Genomic DNA, 17,861 nt, shown 5'->3' with positions numbered 1-17,861 from the left:
CGCATTGAGCCATCCGCGATTACGCGCGGCGCGCCGCCCGGCCGCGGGCACGGCCGCGGGCGTGGATGCAAAGCGGGGCGCAGCCCCGCGCGGCGATGCCGGGCGGGGTGCAGCCAGCCACGAGGAGGACGTTACATGCGGAAGTGTTCGCCGAGGTACACGCGGCGCACGCTTTCGTTTTCGATGATTTCGCTCGGCGCGCCGGCGGCCAGCACCGAACCGTCGCTGATGATGTACGCGTGGTCGCAGATGCCGAGCGTTTCGCGGACGTTGTGGTCCGTGATCAGCACGCCGATGTTGCGCTGTTTCAGGAACTTGACGATCTTCTGGATCTCGAGCACCGCGATCGGATCGACGCCGGCGAACGGCTCGTCGAGCAGGATGAAGCTCGGGTTGGTCGCGAGCGCGCGCGCGATTTCGACGCGGCGCCGTTCGCCGCCCGACAGCGACAGCGCGGGGTTCTCGCGCAGGTGACCGATCTGCAGCTCGTCGAGCAGCGCTTCGGTGCGCGACGAGATCGCGTCCTTCGACAGCCGCTTGCCGTCTTCGCCGTGCTGCAGCTCGAGCACCGCGCGGATGTTTTCCTCGACGGTCAGCTTGCGGAACACGGACGCTTCCTGCGGCAGGTACGACAGGCCGAGCGATGCGCGCTTGTGGATCGGCAGCAGGCTGATCGAGCTGCCGTTCAGCGAGATTTCGCCCGCGTCCGTCGGCACGAGGCCGACGATCATGTAGAACGACGTGGTCTTGCCGGCGCCGTTCGGGCCGAGCAGGCCGACGACTTCGCCGCTCTTCACGTCGAGCGACACGTCCTTGACGACCGTGCGCGAGCCGTAGCGCTTCTTCAGGTTGCGGACGACGAGCGAGCTCGTGGTGCCGGCCGGCTGGCGGTTCGGGAGCGCGTTCATTGGCCCGGCGCCCCCTGGATCGTGGTCGACGGCGACAGCTTGGCCGGCGCCCCGTTCAGCGGTGCGGGGCCGCCGTTCTTCGGCGACAGCATCGCGCGCACGCGGCCGTTCGGGTTGCCCGGCGCGGCGACGTCCTTGCCGCCCTTCGCGGTGTAGAAGTCGCGCTGACCGTCGTACGTGATCACGCTGCCGTGCACGGTATCGGCGACCGTCGACGTGCCCTGCAGGCGGCGCACGGTCGCGGCGGTGGTCAGCGTGGTGAGATCCTGCTTGCCGTCGTAGTCGATGCGCTCGGCGTCGCCGTCGATGTATTCGTCGAGGCCTTCGCGCTTCTGGCGGAACGTCGCGTGCTTCTTGCCGCTGCCGAACGACGTCGCGTACTGATAGCCTTCCGGGTCCTGGCGCACTTCGACGCGGTCGCCCTTGATGATGATCGTGCCCTTCGTGATCACGACGTTGCCGGTCGCGACCGTCACCTGCTTCAGATCGTCATAGGTCAGGTTGTCGGCCTCGACGTTGATCGGCTTGTTCTGGTCGGCCTTCTCGGCATGGGCGAGCGGCGCCAGCCCGACGAGCGGGAGCGCCACGAGCGTCGCGGCGAGCGCGGCGCGGACGGCGCGCGCAGCGCCGCCGGAAATCTGTCGAGGGAACGGTTCGTTCATGCAGTCACGTGAGGGATGCGTCACTTGGGTTGACCTTTCGAGCCGCCGGACGTGTCCGCCGCGGCGATCGTGCCGCGCACGTTGCCGTAAAGCTCGATGACCCGGGTGACGTTGTTGTACTTCATGCCGTCGGTCGCGTTGACGAGCGACAGGCCGCGCTGAAGTTTAACCGGCTTTTCGGTCTGGATCACATCGTCATTGACGAAGATCCGGAAATGCTGGGAATCGGCCTGCATCTGCGGATCGCCGCCGCCGGCCGCGCGCAGGATGCGCGCATCGTCGTACAAATCGACGATCGACACGTCGCCGTTGACGGTGCCGCGCTTCGCGGTGGTCGTCACGACCGGCTTGCCGGGCTGGAACGCGCGCATGGCCGGATCGGTCAGGTCGCTGCCTTCGGTGTCTTCGTAATGGACCAGCTTCGCGGCCGTCAGCCGGTACTGGGTCGTGCCGGTCTGGTCGAGCTCGGTGACCGAGAAGTTGTCCGCGAAATAGTCGGGCGTATGGCGCTTCGGCTGCGCGATGCCCTCGCCAGGCGGCGGCAGCGTGGCCTGCAGCAGCCACCACGTGACGCCCGCGAGCGCGGCGACCGCGGCGAGCGGCAGCATCTGGGTCCAGCGGAAATGCGTGCTCATCGGTCAGGCTCCGCAGGCGGCGGCGAGCAGCGCGTCGTAGCGGCGCTGCGCGCGCAGGATCGCATCGCAGACCTCGCGCACGGCGCCGTGGCCGCCGCGGGCCTCGGCGACCCAATGGGCGCGGGCGATCACCTCGGGGTGCGCGTTCGCGGGGGCCGTCGCGAAGCCGCAGCGCAGCATCACCGGCAGGTCGGGCCAGTCGTCGCCCATGTAGCCGCAGGCGTCGGCCGTCAGGCCGAGCGACGCGATCAGCTCGGCGAACACGGCGAGCTTGTTCTCGACGCCCTGGAACAGGTGCGCGATCTTCATTTCCTTCGCGCGCGCCGCGACGATGTCGGAGCGGCGGCCCGTGATGATCGCGGTCGCGATGCCGGCTTCGCCGAGCAGCTTCACGCCGTGGCCGTCGAGCGAATTGAACGACTTCATCGCGTCGCCGGCCGCGGTAAACAGCAGGCCGCCGTCGGTCAGCACGCCGTCGACGTCGAAAATCATCAGCTTCACGCGGCTCGCGCGTTCGGCGGCAGTCAGCGCTGCGCTCATCAGATCACCTTCTTCGAAAACAGGTCGTGCATGTTCAGCGCGCCGATCAGCGCGCCGTCGGCATCGACGACCAGCATCTGGTTGATCCGGTGGCGCTCCATCAGTTCCACGGCCTCGACCGCCAGGTGATCCGGCGCAATCGTGCGCGGGTCGCGCGTCATGACTTCGGTGATCGGCAGCGTGCGGAAGTCGCCGTCGCGCGCGAGCACGCGGCGCAGGTCGCCGTCGGTGAAGATGCCGGCGACCTTGCCGTCGGCGTCGACCACGGCCGTCATGCCGAGGCGCTTCGCGGTGATCTGGAACAGTGCGTCCGACAGCGTCGCGTTCAGTCCGACGGACGGGACGTCGTCGCCCGAGCGCATCACATCGCGCACGTAGGTGAGCAGGCGCCGGCCGAGCGCGCCGCCCGGATGCGAGCGCGCGAAATCTTCCGAGCCGAAGCCGCGCGCGTCGAGCACGGCGACGGCGAGCGCGTCGCCGAGCGCGAGCGCGGCGGTCGTGCTCGCGGTGGGCGCGAGGTTCAGCGGGCACGCTTCCTTCGACACCGCGGCGTTCAGGTTCACGTCGGCGAGCGTGCCGAGGCTCGATCCCGCGCGGCCCGTGATCGCGATCAGCTTCGCGCCGATCCGCTTCACGAGCGGGAGGATCGCGACGAGTTCTTCCGATTCGCCGGAATAGGAGATGCCGATGAAGACGTCGTCGGAGGTGACCATCCCGAGGTCGCCGTGGCTGGCCTCGGCAGGGTGGACGAAGAAGGCCGGCGTACCGGTGCTGGCCAGCGTGGCTGCGATCTTGCGGGCGATATGCCCCGATTTGCCGATCCCGGAGACCACGACGCGGCCGCGGCAGCCGAGCAGTAGCGCCACGGCCTGGACGAAGCCGCCGTCGAGCTGGTCGCGCAGCGCGCGCACGGCGTCCGCCTCGATGTCGAGCACGTCGCGGGCGAGCGCGAGCGCCCGATCATCATTGATTTTCGCTATCATGCGCGGAGTATAGCAAAGGCGTTTGTTCGCCGCGCCGGGCCTTCGGACTCGTCCGAGGTCGCCTGTCCACCGCCACCACCCGCGCCCGCATTGCCGTGGCCCCGACGAACGAGGATGCTTCGCCTGTGATTTCCCCGCTCGAAATGACCCTGCTGCTGCTGCTGGCCTCAGTGGTGGGCGTCGTCGTATTCCGCTCGCTGAACCTGCCGCCGATGCTCGGCTACCTGACCGTCGGCATCCTGGTCGGCCCGCACGCATTCGGCGTCGCGGCGGATCTCGAACGGGCCGAGCATCTCGCGGAATTCGGCGTGGTGTTCCTGATGTTTTCGATCGGCCTCGAATTCTCCTTGGCGAAGCTGAGGTCGATGCAGCGGCTCGTGTTCGGGCTCGGCCTGCTGCAGGTCGTCGCGACCCTCGTGCTCGCGCTCGTGCTCGGCGCACTGTTCGAGCACTGGGTGCACATCACGTGGCAGGGCAGCATCGCGCTCGGCGGCGCGCTCGCGATGTCGTCGACGGCGATCGTGTCGAAGATGCTCGCCGAGCGGCTCGAGATCGAGACCGAGCACGGCCGCAACATCTTCGGCGTGCTGCTGTTCCAGGATCTCGCGGTGGTGCCGCTCTTGATCGTGATCGCCGCGTTCGGCGCCGAATCGTCGAAGGATCTTGCGCTCACGCTCGGCTTCGCGGCGGTCAAGATCGTGATCGCGCTTGCGCTGCTGCTCGTCATCGGCCAGCGCTTCATGACACGCTGGCTCAACGTCGTCGCGCGGCGCCGCTCGCAGGAGCTGTTCGTGCTGAACCTGCTGCTCGTCACGCTCGGCGCCGCGTTCATCACCGACCGCTTCGGGCTGTCGCTCGCGCTCGGCGCGTTCATCGCCGGGATGCTCATTTCCGAGACGCCGTTCCGCCATCAGGTGGAGGAGGACATCAAGCCGTTCCGTGACGTGCTGCTCGGCCTGTTCTTCGTGACGACGGGGATGCTGCTCGACCCGCGCGTGATCTGGGAGCATCCGTTGATCGTGCTCGGCTTCTTCGTCGGGCAGATCCTGTTCAAGGCGACGATGATCGCCGGGCTCGCGCGACTGTTCGGCGCGACGCCGGGCGTCGCGATGCGCACGGGCATCGGCCTTGCGCAGGCCGGCGAATTCGGCTTCGTGCTGCTGAACCTGATCCTCGACCGGCACCTCGTCGATTCGACGCTGCTGCAGGCGATCCTCGCGTCGATGCTGCTGTCGATGCTCGCCGCGCCGTTCCTGATCCAGAACGCGGACCGCATCGTGATGCGGCTGTCGTCGACGGAATGGATGCAGCAGTCGCTGCAGATGACGCGGATCGCGACGCAAAGCCTCAAGCAGCGCGGCCACGTGATCATCTGCGGCTACGGCCGTGCGGGCCAGAACCTGGCGCGCATGCTCGAACAGGAAGGCATTTCGTACGTCGCGCTCGACCTCGACCCCGATCGCGTGAGCGCGGCGGCGACCGCCGGTGAATCGGTCGTGTTCGGCGACGCGGCGCGCCGCGAGTCGCTGCTCGCGGCCGGTATCCACCGGGCGGCGGCCGTCGCGATCACCTACGCGAACACGCCGTCCGCGCTGCGCGTGCTGCATCACGTGCACGAGCTGGAGCCGACGCTGCCGGCGATCGTGCGCACCGTCGACGATGCCGATCTCGAGAAGCTGCTCGCGGCCGGCGCGACCGAGGTGATTCCGGAAATCGTCGAGGGCAGCCTGATGCTCGCGTCGCACACGCTGGTGCTGGTCGGCGTGCCGATGCGCAAGGTCGTGCGGCGCGTCGAGGAGATGCGCGACGAGCGTTACAGCCTGCTGCGCGGCTATTTCCGCGGCGCGGACGACGCGGACGACGACGATCACGAGCAGGTGCGGCTACAATCGGTGCCGGTCGATGCGCGCGCGGACGCGGTCGGGCGTTCGCTGGAAGAACTCGGGCTGTACGCGCTCGGGCTGGAAGTCACGGCGATCCGCCGGCACGGCATCCGCGGCGTCGAACCCGATCCGCAGACCAAGCTGCGCGCGAGCGACATCGTGGTGCTGCGCGGGCTGCCCGAGGCGCTCGCGCTCGCGGAGGAGCGGTTGTCGCGCCATCGGCGCGATCCGCCGGCCGCGGCTGCGTGAGCCGCGATTCACAACCTGACCCGTATTGATCAGAAACGGTGCCCGATCTTCGCGCACCGTTTTTTTCGGAGAGTTTCATGCCGCATTCGTCGCCGGGCGCACCGCTCGATCCGGTCGCCTTCATCCACAGCCAGATCCGCACGGTGCCCGACTGGCCGCAGCCCGGCGTGCAGTTTCGCGACATTACGACGCTGCTGCAGAGCCCTAAGGCGCTGCGCATCCTCGTCGACCTGTTCGTCGAACGCTATGTCGACGCGAAGCTCGACTACGTCGCGGGGCTCGATGCGCGCGGCTTCATCATCGCGCCGATCGTCGCGTACGAGCTGAGCGTCGGCTTCGTGCCGATCCGCAAGGTCGGCAAGCTGCCTTACAAGACGCGTTCGGAGTCGTACGACCTCGAATACGGCAGCGCGACGGTCGAGATCCACGAAGATGCGTGCAAGCCCGGCGACCGCGTGATCGTCATGGACGACCTGATCGCGACCGGCGGCACGATGATGGCGGGACGCAACCTGCTGCAGCGGCTCGGCGCGGTGGTCGTCGAAGGCGCGGCGATCATCGACCTGCCGGACCTCGGCGGCTCGACGCTGTTGCGCGACGCCGGGTTGCGGGTCTATACCGTTACCGAATTCGCCGGCCACTGAACACCGGTCCGTCGGGGTTTGCCGCCCCGGCTGGTCTCGGTTCACGCTTGGTTCACCGCTTGGTTCACCTTCCGCAGCGAGGTCACGATGCCCAACTTCATGCTGTTTCTCGCCACGTCGATCGCGATCACGTTCGCGCCGGGTCCCGACAACCTGCAGGTGCTCGCACGCGGCATCTCGCAGGGCCGCGCGGCCGGCTTCGTCGCCGCGCTCGGCTTCACGGCGGGAATCCTGTTCCACACGACGCTCGCGGCGCTCGGCGTCGCGGCCGTGCTGCGTTCGTCGCCGGTCGCGTTCCAGATCCTGAAGCTCGCGGGGGCCGCGTACCTCGTGTGGATCGGCATCAAGGCGCTGCGCAGCCAGGGCCTCGCAAACGCGCATGCACGCCCGCCGCAACCGCTCGGCACGATCTTCCGGCAGAGCGTGATCGGCAACCTGATGAACCCGAAGGTCACGCTGTTCTTCGTCGTGTTCCTGCCGCAGTTCGTCGATCCGCACGGCGCGCAGAGCGTGACGCTGCAGATGTTCGAGCTCGGTGCGCTGTTCATGCTGCAGACGGCCGCGGTCTTCTCGCTGTTCGGCGTCGGCGCGGGCATGATCGGCACGTGGCTGAAGCGGCGCCCGAAGGCCGGCGTGTGGCTCGACCGGATCGCGGGCGCGACGTTCATCGCGATCGGCATCCGCGTCGCGCTGAAGGATTGATGACGATGACGTTTCCGTGCATCGCGGCCGCGCGCCGCTTCGATCCGGCCGCGCACCTGCGTTTCGAGATCGCCGGCCAGGCGGTCGGCTGGGTGCGCCGCCAGGACGTCGCGAAGCTCGTGCGCTGGCCCGACGTGTTCGAGCTGACCGGCGAGCGCGTCGTGCTGTCGGCGCGCTACGATTCGGTCGATGCGCGCAGCATGGCGCTGGCCAGCGCGATCGGCGCGCTCGCGGCCGAGGGCGCGATTCCCGGCTGGCGCGACGAGATCTATGCGATCCGCAACCGCTTCGACGATCCGCCGCTCGCGTACATCGAGCGCGCCGCGTCGCGCTTCTTCGGCACGCAGACCTATGCGGTGCACGTGAACGGCATCGTAGAATATGCGGTTACGCCGGGCGAGCCGCCCGCCGCGGCCGCGCCGAAGATGTGGCTCGGCCGCCGCAGCGCGACCAAGGCCACCGACCCCGGCATGCTCGACAACGTCGTCGCGGGCGGTATCGGCTGGGGGCTGGGCGTTCACGAGACGCTCGCGAAGGAATGCTGGGAAGAAGCCGGCATTCCGGCCGACCTGGCGGCGCGCGCGATCGCGGGCCGGGCGGTGCAGGTGCTGAACTCGCTGCCGGAAGGCACGCAGTCCGAACTGATCTTCGTGTACGACCTGCCGCTGCCGCACGATTTCGCGCCGCGCAACCAGGATGGCGAAGTGGCCGAGCACCTGCTGGCCGGCGTGCCCGAGGTGATCGGCTGGCTGCGCGAAGGCCGCGCGACGATGGATGCGAGCCTCGCGACCCTCGACACGCTGCTGCGCCACCGCTGGATCGCGGCGGCCGACGCGGCCGGCATCGACGCGCTGTTCGCGCCGGCCGCGTGACGTGCGCCGCGCGGCGCGAACGGGCAATTTGACGAATACGGAAACAATGGGAGTAGCGGTCATGCCGACCGATCACAGCTTTATCTTGAAACTGTCGTGCCCCGACCGGCACGGCATCGTCCATGCGGTCTCGGGCTTCCTGTTCGAGCGCAGCAACAACATCCTCGATTCCGCGCAGTTCGGCGACAGCCGCACCAGCGAGTTCTTCATGCGCGTGCACTTCGAACAGGACGGCGGCGGCGTGGATGCCGCGTCGGCGCTCGACACACTTCGCAAGGAATTCGCGCCGCTCGCCGAGCAGTTCTCGATGCGCTGGGAGCTGCACGATGCGGCCGTGAAGCCGCGCGTCGTGATCATGGTGTCGAAGATCGGCCACTGCCTGAACGACCTGCTGTTCCGCTATCGCACCGGCCAGCTGCCGATCGAGATTCCGGCGATCGTGTCGAACCACAAGGAGTTCTACCAGCTCGCCGCGAGCTACAACATTCCGTTCCATCACTTCCCGCTGATCGGCGGCTCGTCCGATGCCGCGAAGGCCGCGCAGGAAGCGCGCGTGCTGGAAGTGATCGACGAGCACCAGGCCGACCTCGTCGTGCTCGCGCGCTACATGCAGATCCTGTCGCCGAACATGTGCGAGCAGCTCGCCGGGCGCGCGATCAACATCCACCATTCGTTCCTGCCGAGCTTCAAGGGCGCGAAGCCGTACTACCAGGCATTCGACCGCGGCGTGAAGCTGATCGGCGCGACCGCGCACTACGTGACGACCGATCTCGACGAAGGCCCGATCATCGAGCAGGAAGTCGAACGCGTCGACCACAGCATGACGCCCGATCAGCTGACCGCGATCGGCCGCGACGTCGAGTGCGTGACGCTCGCGCGGGCGGTGAAGTGGCACGTCGAGCACCGGATCGTGCTGAACGGGACGAAGACGGTCGTGTTCCGCTGATCCGTCGACCCCGAAACGCCGGCTCCACCAGCGAAAACGCCGCGCCCTTCACGGGGCGCGGCGTTTTTGTTTGCCGGTGGCGAGCGGGTGGCTTCAGATCAGCCGCAGCAGGTACAGCTCGCGTTTCAGATACGCATAGAAGATCGGCGCGGCGATCACGCCCGGCAGCCCGAACGCGGCTTCCATGATCAGCATCGCGAGCAGCAGCTCCCACGCGCGCGACTCGATCTGGCCGCCGATGATCTTCGCGTTCAGGAAGTATTCGAGCTTGTGGATGACCACGAGGAACGCGAGCGATGCGATCGCCGTGCCCATGCTGACCGACAGCGACACCGCGACGATCAGCGTGTTCGAGATCAGGTTGCCGATCACGGGCAGCAGGCCGACGATGAACGTGACGAGCACGAGCGTTTTCGACAGCGGCAGCCGCTGATGGAAGATCGGCAGCGCGACGAGCAGGTAGATGCCGGTGAAGGCCGCGTTGATCGCCGAGATCTTGATCTGCGCGAACACGATGCGGCGGAACGCGTCGGCGAAGCGCGACACGCGCGTGACGAGCGCGGTCGACAGCGGCCGGCGCACCTTGCCCTGCTCGACGCCGATCGCGATCATCGCGCCGATGATCATCCCGAACAGTACGTGGCCGAAGCCGCGCGCGACGCTCTTGCCACTTTGCTGGAGCTGGTCCATGTGCGAGTGCATCAGCACGGCCGCCTTCGTCTTCATCTGTTCGACGTCGACGGGCAGCAGGTTGGCGATCCAGGCCGGCGTGCGGGCGCGGGTCTGCTCGACGATCTGCATCAACTGGCCGAGCAGGCTCTGCAGGTTCGGCACCGTGTGCTCGAAATGTTCGATGATGGCGAGCGTCAGGCCGGTGAGCGCGCCGACGATCGCGATCGACAGCAGCACGACGGCGACCCAGCGCGCGCGCATGCTGGTGGTATGGCGTTCGATCACGGGCGCGATCGTGTGGATCAACTGGTAGACCAGCAGGCCGGCCAGCATCCCGCCGAGCAGCTTGAGCTCGAGGACGAGCCACATCATGACGAGCGCGAAGAGATAGCTGCCGATCTCGAGTGCCGACAGCTTCGGCAGGCTCAAGTCGCTCGTCAGCCGCACGCTGCGCAGGTGCGGCTCGCGGTTCTGCGTGTCGCGCGACTCTTGTTGCTTCTCCATCGTGGATTCCTGTCGTCCGTGTGTCGTGCCGCGCCGCGCGCGGTAGCGCGCGGGTCGCCCGGCGCCGCACCGGATTGGTGCGGATGGCGAACCTTACGACCGTAAAGTATAGCTGCCATTATGGTCCGCAAACGGGCCGTTGGGCGCGTGGTGTAAACGCAGAAGGGAAAACGAGGGGGCGCGGCGGCTCCGAGGAGCGCGCGGCCGGGCGGCCGCGCGCGGGCAGGATGGAACGGGCGTCAGCCGGCCGCGGCTTTGCGGGTCGGACGCTTGAGCAGCGGTGCGAGGTACTTGCCGGTGAAGCTCGCCTTCGTCTTCGCGACCTGCTCGGGCGTGCCCTGCGCGATGATCTGGCCGCCGCCGGCGCCGCCTTCGGGGCCGAGGTCGATCACCCAGTCGGCCGTCTTGATCACGTCGAGGTTGTGCTCGATGATCACGACCGTGTTGCCCTGGTCGCGCAGCCGGTGGATCACTTCCAGCAGCAGCGCGATGTCGTGGAAGTGCAGGCCGGTGGTCGGCTCGTCGAGGATGTACAGCGTGCGGCCGGTGTCGCGCTTCGACAGCTCCAGCGACAGCTTCACGCGCTGCGCCTCGCCCCCCGACAGCGTCGTGGCCGACTGACCGAGGCGGATATAGCCGAGCCCGACGTCGAGCAGCGTCTTCAGCTTGCGCGCAATAACCGGCACCGCGCTGAAGAACTCGTACGCGTGCTCGACCGTCATGTCGAGCACTTCGCTGATGTTCTTGCCCTTGTACTGCACTTCGAGCGTCTCGCGGTTGTAGCGCTTGCCGTGGCACACGTCGCACGGCACGTAGACGTCCGGCAAGAAGTGCATCTCGACCTTCAGCACGCCGTCGCCCTGGCACGATTCGCAGCGGCCGCCCTTCACGTTGAACGAGAAGCGGCCCGGATCGTAGCCGCGCTCCTTCGACGTCGGCACGCCCGAGAACAGCTCGCGGATCGGTGTGAACAGGCCCGTGTACGTGGCCGGGTTCGAGCGCGGCGTGCGGCCGATCGGCGACTGGTCGACGTTGATCACCTTGTCGAAGTGCTCGAGGCCCTCGATCGCCTCGTGCGGCGCCGGTTCGGCCGCCGAGCCGTACAGGTGGCGCGCGACCGCGTGATACAGCGTGTCGTTGATCAGCGTCGACTTGCCGGAGCCCGACACGCCGGTGATGCAGGTCAGGAGGCCGACCGGCAGTTCGAGATCGACGTGCTTCAGGTTGTTGCCGTGCGCGTCGATGATGCGCAGCATCCGCTCCGGATCGGGCGCGAGCCGCTCGTCCGGGTACTCGATCACGCGCTTGCCGAGCAGGTACTGGCCCGTCAGCGACTGCGAATTCGACTGCACCTGCTTCGGCGTGCCTTCGGCGACCACGACGCCGCCGTGCTCGCCCGCGCCAGGGCCCATGTCGACCACGTAGTCGGCCGTGCGGATCATGTCCTCGTCGTGCTCGACGACGATCACCGAGTTGCCGAGGTCGCGCAGGTGCTTGAGCGTCGCGATCAGACGGTCGTTGTCGCGCTGGTGCAGGCCGATCGACGGCTCGTCGAGCACGTACATCACGCCCGTGAGCCCCGAGCCGATCTGCGACGCAAGCCGGATGCGCTGCGCCTCGCCGCCCGACAGGGTCTCGGCGCTGCGCTCGAGCGACAGGTAGTCGAGGCCGACGTTGTTCAGGAACGTCAGCCGCGCGACGATTTCCTTGATCACCTTGTCGGCGATCTCGCGCTTCGCGCCTTCGAGCGTCAGCCCGTCGAAATAGCCGAGCGCGTCGCGCAGCGGCCAGCCGCTGATCTCATAGATGCCGCGTGCGTGGTCGCCGGTGCCGATCCGCACGTGGCGCGCCTCGCGGCGCAGGCGCGTGCCGTCGCACGACGGGCACGGCTGGTTGTTCTGGTACTTCGACAGCTCTTCGCGCACCGCGACCGAATCGGTCTCGCGGTAGCGGCGCTCGAGGTTCGGGATGATCCCTTCGAACACGTGCTCGCGGATCGTCGTGCGGCCGCGCTCGTTGATGTACGAGAACGGGATCGTCTGCTTGCCCGAGCCGAACAGCAGCACCTTGCGGATTTTTTCGGGCAGATCCTCGAATGCGGCGTCGATGTCGAATTCGTAGAACGCCGCGAGGCTCTGCAGCATCTGGAAGTAGAACTGGTTGCGGCGGTCCCAGCCCTTCACCGCGCCGGCGGCAAGCGACAGCGACGGGTGCGCGACGACCCGCTTCGGGTCGAAGAACGTGATCTGGCCGAGGCCGTCGCATTCCGGGCACGCGCCCATCGGGTTGTTGAACGAGAACAGGCGCGGCTCGAGCTCCTGCAGCGAGTACGAGCAGATCGGGCACGCGAACTTCGAGCTGAACAGGTGCTCGCGATCGGTATCCATCTCGAGCGCGATCGCGCGGCCGTCGGCAAGGCGCAGCGCGGTTTCGAACGATTCGGCGAGCCGCTGCTTCATGTCCGGGCGCACCTTCAGGCGATCGACGACGACGTCGATCGTGTGCTTGTCGTTCTTCTTCAGCTTCGGCAGCGACTCGACCTCGTAGATCTTCGCGGCGCCTTCGTTCGCGGCGCCGCCGCCCGAGCGCACGCGAAAGCGCACGAAGCCCTGCGCCTGCATGTCCTCGAACAGCTCGGCATGCTCGCCCTTGCGATCCGCGACGACGGGCGCGAGGATCATCAGCTTGGTTTCCTCGGGCAGCGCGAGCGCCGCGTCGACCATCTGCGACACGCTCTGCGCCTCGAGCGGGATGTCGTGATCGGGACAGTACGGCGTGCCGACCCGTGCGTACAAAAGTCGCAGGTAGTCGTGGATTTCCGTGACCGTGCCGACGGTCGAACGCGGGTTGTGGGACGTGGCCTTCTGCTCGATCGAGATCGCCGGCGACAGCCCCTCGATCAGGTCGACGTCGGGCTTCTCCATCAGCTGCAGGAACTGGCGGGCGTACGCGGACAGGCTTTCCACGTAGCGGCGCTGGCCTTCGGCATAAAGGGTGTCGAACGCGAGCGACGACTTGCCCGACCCGGACAACCCGGTAATCACGACCAGCTTGTGGCGCGGCAGGTCGAGATTGACGTTTTTCAGGTTGTGGGTGCGGGCCCCACGGATACGGATCTGTTCCATGAACCTGGCGAAAATGGAGGGAACCAAACCTGCTACTATAACGGCTTTTCGAGACCGTCGTTTACGGCCCCCAGCCTTTACGGCAGGTGGCAGCAAGGCGACACCTGCGCCGGGGAAAGCGGTCGCGCCGCACGGTTCCGGGCGGCCCGCAGGCCGTCTGCATCCGGCTCCGACGTGTCGTCCGAAAGGCCGCCAGGCCGCCGGTCCTGATCTTCCGCCGCCCGCTGCCGGGCGGACATTCCGATCATTCGAAATTCATTCCCGATGTCCAATCCGTCCGCCACGTCTTCCCGCATGACCGCGCCCGAACTGCGCGCGACCACGTCGCTCGCGGCGATCTTCGCGTTGCGCATGCTCGGCCTGTTCATGATCATGCCGGTGTTCTCGGTCTATGCGAAAACCATTCCGGGCGGCGACAACGTGCTGCTCGTCGGGATCGCGCTCGGGGCCTACGGCGTCACGCAGTCGCTGTTCTATATCTTCTACGGCTGGGCGTCCGACAAGTTCGGCCGCAAGCCGGTGATCGCCACGGGCCTCGTGATCTTCGCGCTCGGCAGCTTCGTCGCCGCGTTCGCGCACGACATCACGTGGATCATCGTCGGCCGCGTGATCCAGGGGATGGGCGCCGTGTCGTCGGCGGTGCTCGCGTTCATCGCCGACCTGACCTCCGAGCAGAACCGCACGAAGGCGATGGCGATGGTCGGCGGCTCGATCGGGGTGTCGTTCGCGGTCGCGATCGTCGGTGCGCCGATCGTGTTCCACTGGGTCGGGATGAGCGGGCTGTTCACGATCGTCGGCGTGCTGTCGATTCTCGCGATCGGCGTCGTGCTGTGGATCGTGCCCGACGCGGCGAAGCCCGTGCACGTGCGCGCGCCGTTCGCCGAGGTGCTGCACAACGTCGAGCTGCTGCGCCTGAACTTCGGCGTGCTGGTGCTGCATGCGACGCAGACAGCGCTGTTCCTGGTCGTGCCGCGCCTTTTGGTCGACGGCGGGCTGCCGGTCGCCGCGCACTGGAAGGTCTACCTGCCTGTGATGGGGCTCGCGTTCGTGATGATGGTGCCGGCGATCATCGTCGCGGAAAAACGGGGCAAGATGAAGCCGGTGCTGCTCGGCGGCATTCTGGCTATCCTGATCGGCCAATTGTTGCTCGGCAGCGCACCGCATACCATTCTGATTGTGGCGGCGATCCTCTTCGTGTACTTCCTCGGATTCAACATCCTGGAAGCGTCGCAGCCGTCGCTCGTGTCGAAGCTCGCGCCGGGTTCGCGCAAGGGCGCGGCCACGGGTGTCTACAACACCACGCAGTCGATCGGGCTCGCGCTCGGCGGCATCGTGGGCGGCTGGCTGCTGAAGCACGGCGGCGCGAACACGGTCTTTTATACGTGTTCGGGGCTCGTTGCCGCCTGGCTTATAATCGCGGCCAATATGAAGGCGCCGCCGCGCAAGGCCTGAACCTGATTGCCGGGCAGGCGCCGGCGGCGTTCGCCGGCTCGCCCGGCGGGCCGCTCCGACGCTTTCGCGGGCGGCCCCGCATCGAATTTACTGGAGAAACACATGGCATCCGTCAACAAGGTCATCCTCGTCGGCAACCTCGGCGCCGATCCTGAAGTCCGTTACCTGCCGAGCGGCGACGCGGTTGCGAACATCCGTCTCGCGACGACCGATCGCTACAAGGACAAGGCAAGCGGCGATTTCAAGGAAATGACCGAGTGGCATCGCGTCGCGTTCTTCGGCCGTCTGGCGGAGATCGTCAGCGAATACCTGAAGAAGGGGTCGTCGGTCTATATCGAAGGCCGCATCCGCACGCGCAAGTGGCAGGGCCAGGACGGCCAGGATCGTTACTCGACCGAAATCGTCGCTGAACAGATGCAGATGCTCGGCGGCCGCGGCGGTTCGGGCGGCGGTGGTGGCGGTGGTGACGAAGGCGGTTATGGCGGCGGCTACGGTGGTGGTGGCGGCGGTCGCGGCGAGCAGGCGGAGCGCGGCGGCGGTGGTGGCGGCCGTGCCAGCGGCGCGGCGCGTGGCGGTGCGGGTGGCGGCGGCCAGAGCCGTCCGAGCGCACCGGCAGGCGGCGGCTTCGACGAGATGGACGACGATATTCCGTTCTGATCGCCAGTCGGCATCCTGCATCACGATGGGCCCGAATGTCCGAGTCAAGCCAGTTGCTTGGCCCGGGTTTTCGGGCCTCGTTTCGTTTACGCGGTTCCTGCACGCCGCACCCAGGATGAACCGTGGCTGACGCACTTCCCGACCTCATCGCGCCCCATCTCGATGTCCTGTTCTGCGGGATCAATCCCGGCCTGATCGCGGCCGCGACCGGTCATCACTTCGCGGGGAGGAACAACCGCTTCTGGCGCGTGATCCATCTCGCGGGCTTCACGCCGACGGAAATTTCGCCGCGGGACGATCGCGAGATTCTGCGTTACGGCTGCGGGCTGACGGCCGTGGTGCCGCGGCCGACCGCCAGCGCCGATCAGCTGTCGCGCGCAGAATTCGTGGCTGCGGCCGCCGGGTTCGAGCAGAAGGTCGCGCATCAGGCGCCGCGCTTCGTCGCGTTTCTCGGCAAGGCGGCGTATGCGGCGCTGTCGGGGCAACGGGAAGTCGCGTGGGGATTGCAGCCGTCCCCTATCCAGCAGGCGCGGGTGTGGGTGCTTCCCAACCCCAGCGGCAGAAACCTCGCGTTCGGGCTCGACGATCTGGTCGATGCATATCGTGAGCTTCACCTCGCGGCGATGAAGGACCGGCGCGATGCGACGCAGTAAGACGGCGGCGCCATGGCCGGGCACCATCGTGCCGCGCGCGTTCTTCAACCGCATGGCCACCGAGGTGGCGCCGCAACTCCTGAACAAGATCCTCGCGGCAGCGGACGGCCGGGCCGGGCGCATCGTCGAAGTGGAAGCGTATGCGGGCGCGCTCGATCCGGCGGCGCACACCTATCGCGGCAAGACGCCGCGCAACGCGACGATGTTCGGGCCGCCCGGGCGCTTCTACGTGTATTTCACGTATGGCATGCACTGGTGCTGCAACTGCGTGTGCGGCCCGGAAGGCGCGGGAACGGGCGTGCTGATCCGTGCGCTGGAGCCGCTGCACGGGCTCGAGCAGATGCGCGCGGCGCGGCCGCCGCGCACGCGCGATCGCGACCTGTGCCGCGGCCCGGCTCGATTGACGCAGGCGATGGGGATCGGCGGCGCGCAGGATGGCGTCGACCTGGTCGGCGCGCGCGAAGGGTTCGCGATCGTCGATGACGGGATGGCGCCACCCGCCGATCTGGCGGGCGGGCCGCGCATCGGCATTCGCGTCGGCCAGGATCTGCCGTGGCGGTGGAGCGTGCCCGGCAATCGATACGTATCGGGCGCTGCGCCGCGCATCTGACGCGTGCCGCGCCCAAGTCACATACCAGCCGCGCCCGATTCGACGTGCGTCACGCGGTCGCCATTATTGATCGGCTAAGCTGGCCGTTTCGACGTTTCGATCGAGGGGACACCATGCGGCGGGTCGTATTCAACCAGAAGGGCGGCGTGGGCAAGTCGACGATCGTCTGCAACCTGGCGGCGATCAGCGCGAGCGAAGGATTGCGCACGCTCGTCATCGATCTCGATGCGCAGGCGAACTCGACGCGCTACCTGCTCGGCGACGCGGCGGCCGACGCGCAACCGGGCGTCGCCGGTTTCTTCGAAACCGCGCTGACCTTCAACTTCCGTCCGGTCGACGTTGCGTCGTTCATCCACGCGACCCCGTTCGACGGGCTCGACGTGATGCCCGCGCATCCAGATCTCGATACGCTGCACGGCAAGCTCGAGTCGCGCTACAAGATCTACAAGCTGCGCGACGCGCTGAACGAGCTCGACATGTACGACGCCGTGTACATCGACACGCCGCCGGCGCTGAATTTCTATACGCGCTCGGCCCTGATCGCGGTCGAGCGCTGCCTGATCCCGTTCGACTGCGACGATTTTTCGCGCCGCGCGCTGTACACGCTGCTCGAGAACGTGAAGGAAATCCAGCAGGACCACAACGCGGCGCTCGAGGTGGAAGGCATCGTCATCAACCAGTTCCAGCCGCGCGCGAGCCTGCCGCAGCGGCTGGTCGACGAGCTCGTCGACGAAGGGCTGCCGGTTCTCGCGTCGCGGTTGTCCGCGTCGGTGAAGATCCGCGAATCACATCAGCAGTCGACGCCGGTGATCCATCTCGAGCCGACGCACAAGCTTGCGCAGGAGTTTCGCGCGCTGCATCGCGAACTGACGGGCTGAGCCCGCGCCTGACCGGATCGACCAAGGCCGCTTCGAGCGGCCTTTTTTATCGCGGCTCGTCATTCCTCCGATTATTGAATTCATCATTTATAATCCGGAAAACGATTTCATAATAAATTCAGAAAAACGATTACATGGACTTGCGGCTCCATTTTCAATGAAGGTCGGTTTTCTAATAAACAGAATAATGAATTGGTAAATATTGCGCGATGTCACGATGCGCTATACTGCAAAAAGGTAAAAAGGCATTGCGGGTCGGAGCCGCCGGGGTTGGCTATCCGCGATA

The 17,861-nt window shown here is 67.1% G+C and carries 17 protein-coding genes; 10 read left to right on the top strand and 7 right to left on the bottom strand.

Annotation, left to right across the window (positions count from 1 at the left end; genetic code table 11):
• Positions 1-131 precede the first annotated feature (131 nt).
• From lptB to kdsD, 5 genes are read right to left on the bottom strand one after another with little or no spacing between them, the layout of a single operon-like run.
• A complete protein-coding gene (gene lptB / locus HWX07_RS20980) occupies positions 132-908 on the bottom strand; it encodes an LPS export ABC transporter ATP-binding protein (RefSeq protein ID WP_006477788.1) in 777 nt (258 codons plus the stop codon).
• Positions 905-1,570 carry a lipopolysaccharide transport periplasmic protein LptA gene (gene lptA / locus HWX07_RS20975; protein ID WP_006483139.1) on the bottom strand — a complete coding sequence of 222 codons (666 nt, stop codon included), beginning with the start codon at positions 1,568-1,570 and terminating at the stop codon, positions 905-907. Before lptA ends, lptB begins: the two co-directional genes overlap by 4 nt.
• Before the next feature lie 20 nt (positions 1,571-1,590).
• Positions 1,591-2,205, bottom strand: a complete 615-nt coding sequence (lptC, locus tag HWX07_RS20970) for an LPS export ABC transporter periplasmic protein LptC (protein WP_006477790.1) — start codon at positions 2,203-2,205, stop codon at positions 1,591-1,593.
• A gap of 3 nt (positions 2,206-2,208) precedes the next feature.
• The gene (locus HWX07_RS20965; protein ID WP_175877536.1) at positions 2,209-2,745 is read right to left on the bottom strand and encodes an HAD family hydrolase; all 537 of its coding nucleotides are present in this window, start codon (positions 2,743-2,745) and stop codon (positions 2,209-2,211) included.
• Positions 2,745-3,728: an arabinose 5-phosphate isomerase KdsD gene (gene kdsD / locus HWX07_RS20960; protein WP_006483136.1), complete on the bottom strand. Its 984-nt coding sequence runs from the start codon at positions 3,726-3,728 to the stop codon at positions 2,745-2,747. The genes HWX07_RS20965 and kdsD overlap by 1 nt, the downstream gene beginning before the upstream one ends.
• A 125-nt stretch (positions 3,729-3,853) precedes the next feature.
• Here kdsD and HWX07_RS20955 point away from each other — a divergent pair, with 125 nt between their 5' ends.
• From HWX07_RS20955 to purU, 5 genes are all read left to right on the top strand, one after another.
• Positions 3,854-5,860, top strand: coding sequence for a monovalent cation:proton antiporter family protein (locus HWX07_RS20955; RefSeq protein ID WP_012329236.1), 2,007 nt, complete (start codon positions 3,854-3,856; stop codon positions 5,858-5,860).
• A 77-nt stretch (positions 5,861-5,937) separates the two neighbouring features.
• Positions 5,938-6,504: an adenine phosphoribosyltransferase gene (locus tag HWX07_RS20950; RefSeq protein ID WP_175877535.1), complete on the top strand. Its 567-nt coding sequence runs from the start codon at positions 5,938-5,940 to the stop codon at positions 6,502-6,504.
• Positions 6,505-6,591: 87 nt separating this feature from the next.
• A complete protein-coding gene (locus HWX07_RS20945) occupies positions 6,592-7,206 on the top strand; it encodes a LysE family translocator (RefSeq protein ID WP_006483140.1) in 615 nt (204 codons plus the stop codon).
• 5 nt (positions 7,207-7,211) lie between these two features.
• A complete protein-coding gene (locus HWX07_RS20940; protein WP_175877534.1) occupies positions 7,212-8,078 on the top strand; it encodes an NUDIX hydrolase family protein in 867 nt (288 codons plus the stop codon).
• Between the two features lie 61 nt (positions 8,079-8,139).
• The gene (gene purU, locus HWX07_RS20935) at positions 8,140-9,024 is read left to right on the top strand and encodes a formyltetrahydrofolate deformylase (protein ID WP_006483149.1); all 885 of its coding nucleotides are present in this window, start codon (positions 8,140-8,142) and stop codon (positions 9,022-9,024) included.
• A 93-nt stretch (positions 9,025-9,117) separates the two neighbouring features.
• On the opposite strand, the gene HWX07_RS20930 is transcribed toward purU, so the two are convergent.
• Positions 9,118-10,200 carry a membrane protein gene (locus HWX07_RS20930; protein WP_006477797.1) on the bottom strand — a complete coding sequence of 361 codons (1,083 nt, stop codon included), beginning with the start codon at positions 10,198-10,200 and terminating at the stop codon, positions 9,118-9,120.
• A 239-nt stretch (positions 10,201-10,439) separates the two neighbouring features.
• A complete protein-coding gene (uvrA, locus tag HWX07_RS20925) occupies positions 10,440-13,325 on the bottom strand; it encodes an excinuclease ABC subunit UvrA (protein WP_175877533.1) in 2,886 nt (961 codons plus the stop codon).
• A gap of 264 nt (positions 13,326-13,589) precedes the next feature.
• On the opposite strand from uvrA, the gene HWX07_RS20920 reads away from it, so the two are divergent.
• The 5 genes from HWX07_RS20920 (at position 13,590) to HWX07_RS20900 (ending at position 17,575) form a co-directional block, all read left to right on the top strand.
• Complete coding sequence (locus tag HWX07_RS20920) at positions 13,590-14,777, top strand: MFS transporter (protein ID WP_011546228.1); 1,188 nt, start codon at positions 13,590-13,592, stop codon at positions 14,775-14,777.
• A 102-nt stretch (positions 14,778-14,879) separates the two neighbouring features.
• The gene (locus HWX07_RS20915; protein WP_006477800.1) at positions 14,880-15,434 is read left to right on the top strand and encodes a single-stranded DNA-binding protein; all 555 of its coding nucleotides are present in this window, start codon (positions 14,880-14,882) and stop codon (positions 15,432-15,434) included.
• A gap of 122 nt (positions 15,435-15,556) precedes the next feature.
• Positions 15,557-16,087, top strand: a complete 531-nt coding sequence (mug, locus tag HWX07_RS20910; protein WP_175877532.1) for a G/U mismatch-specific DNA glycosylase — start codon at positions 15,557-15,559, stop codon at positions 16,085-16,087.
• Positions 16,074-16,697 (top strand): DNA-3-methyladenine glycosylase, encoded by a 624-nt coding sequence (locus HWX07_RS20905; protein ID WP_175877531.1) that lies wholly within the window; start codon positions 16,074-16,076, stop codon positions 16,695-16,697. Before mug ends, HWX07_RS20905 begins: the two co-directional genes overlap by 14 nt.
• A gap of 113 nt (positions 16,698-16,810) precedes the next feature.
• On the top strand, positions 16,811-17,575 hold the full coding sequence (locus HWX07_RS20900; protein ID WP_074802186.1) for a ParA family protein: 765 nt from the start codon (positions 16,811-16,813) through the stop codon (positions 17,573-17,575).
• The last annotated feature ends 286 nt before the right edge of the window (positions 17,576-17,861 follow it).

The sequence above is a fragment of the Burkholderia sp. BCC0097 genome, from assembly GCF_902832985.1.
Lineage (GTDB): Bacteria > Pseudomonadota > Gammaproteobacteria > Burkholderiales > Burkholderiaceae > Burkholderia > Burkholderia orbicola.
Note: the sequence above shows the minus strand (reverse complement) of the source record. Positions and strands in the feature narration are given on the sequence as shown.

Coding starts and splice junctions, on each gene's coding strand:
- HWX07_RS20940 (WP_175877534.1), top strand. CDS start 7,212: ATGACGTTTCCGTGCATCGCGGCCGCGCGCCGCTTCGATCCGGCCGCG.
- lptC (WP_006477790.1), bottom strand. CDS start 2,205: ATGAGCACGCATTTCCGCTGGACCCAGATGCTGCCGCTCGCCGCGGTC.
- HWX07_RS20965 (WP_175877536.1), bottom strand. CDS start 2,745: ATGAGCGCAGCGCTGACTGCCGCCGAACGCGCGAGCCGCGTGAAGCTG.
- HWX07_RS20920 (WP_011546228.1), top strand. CDS start 13,590: ATGTCCAATCCGTCCGCCACGTCTTCCCGCATGACCGCGCCCGAACTG.
- HWX07_RS20905 (WP_175877531.1), top strand. CDS start 16,074: ATGCGACGCAGTAAGACGGCGGCGCCATGGCCGGGCACCATCGTGCCG.
- HWX07_RS20900 (WP_074802186.1), top strand. CDS start 16,811: ATGCGGCGGGTCGTATTCAACCAGAAGGGCGGCGTGGGCAAGTCGACG.
- purU (WP_006483149.1), top strand. CDS start 8,140: ATGCCGACCGATCACAGCTTTATCTTGAAACTGTCGTGCCCCGACCGG.
- lptB (WP_006477788.1), bottom strand. CDS start 908: ATGAACGCGCTCCCGAACCGCCAGCCGGCCGGCACCACGAGCTCGCTC.
- HWX07_RS20915 (WP_006477800.1), top strand. CDS start 14,880: ATGGCATCCGTCAACAAGGTCATCCTCGTCGGCAACCTCGGCGCCGAT.
- lptA (WP_006483139.1), bottom strand. CDS start 1,570: ATGAACGAACCGTTCCCTCGACAGATTTCCGGCGGCGCTGCGCGCGCC.
- HWX07_RS20950 (WP_175877535.1), top strand. CDS start 5,938: ATGCCGCATTCGTCGCCGGGCGCACCGCTCGATCCGGTCGCCTTCATC.
- uvrA (WP_175877533.1), bottom strand. CDS start 13,325: ATGGAACAGATCCGTATCCGTGGGGCCCGCACCCACAACCTGAAAAAC.
- HWX07_RS20930 (WP_006477797.1), bottom strand. CDS start 10,200: ATGGAGAAGCAACAAGAGTCGCGCGACACGCAGAACCGCGAGCCGCAC.
- HWX07_RS20945 (WP_006483140.1), top strand. CDS start 6,592: ATGCCCAACTTCATGCTGTTTCTCGCCACGTCGATCGCGATCACGTTC.
- kdsD (WP_006483136.1), bottom strand. CDS start 3,728: ATGATAGCGAAAATCAATGATGATCGGGCGCTCGCGCTCGCCCGCGAC.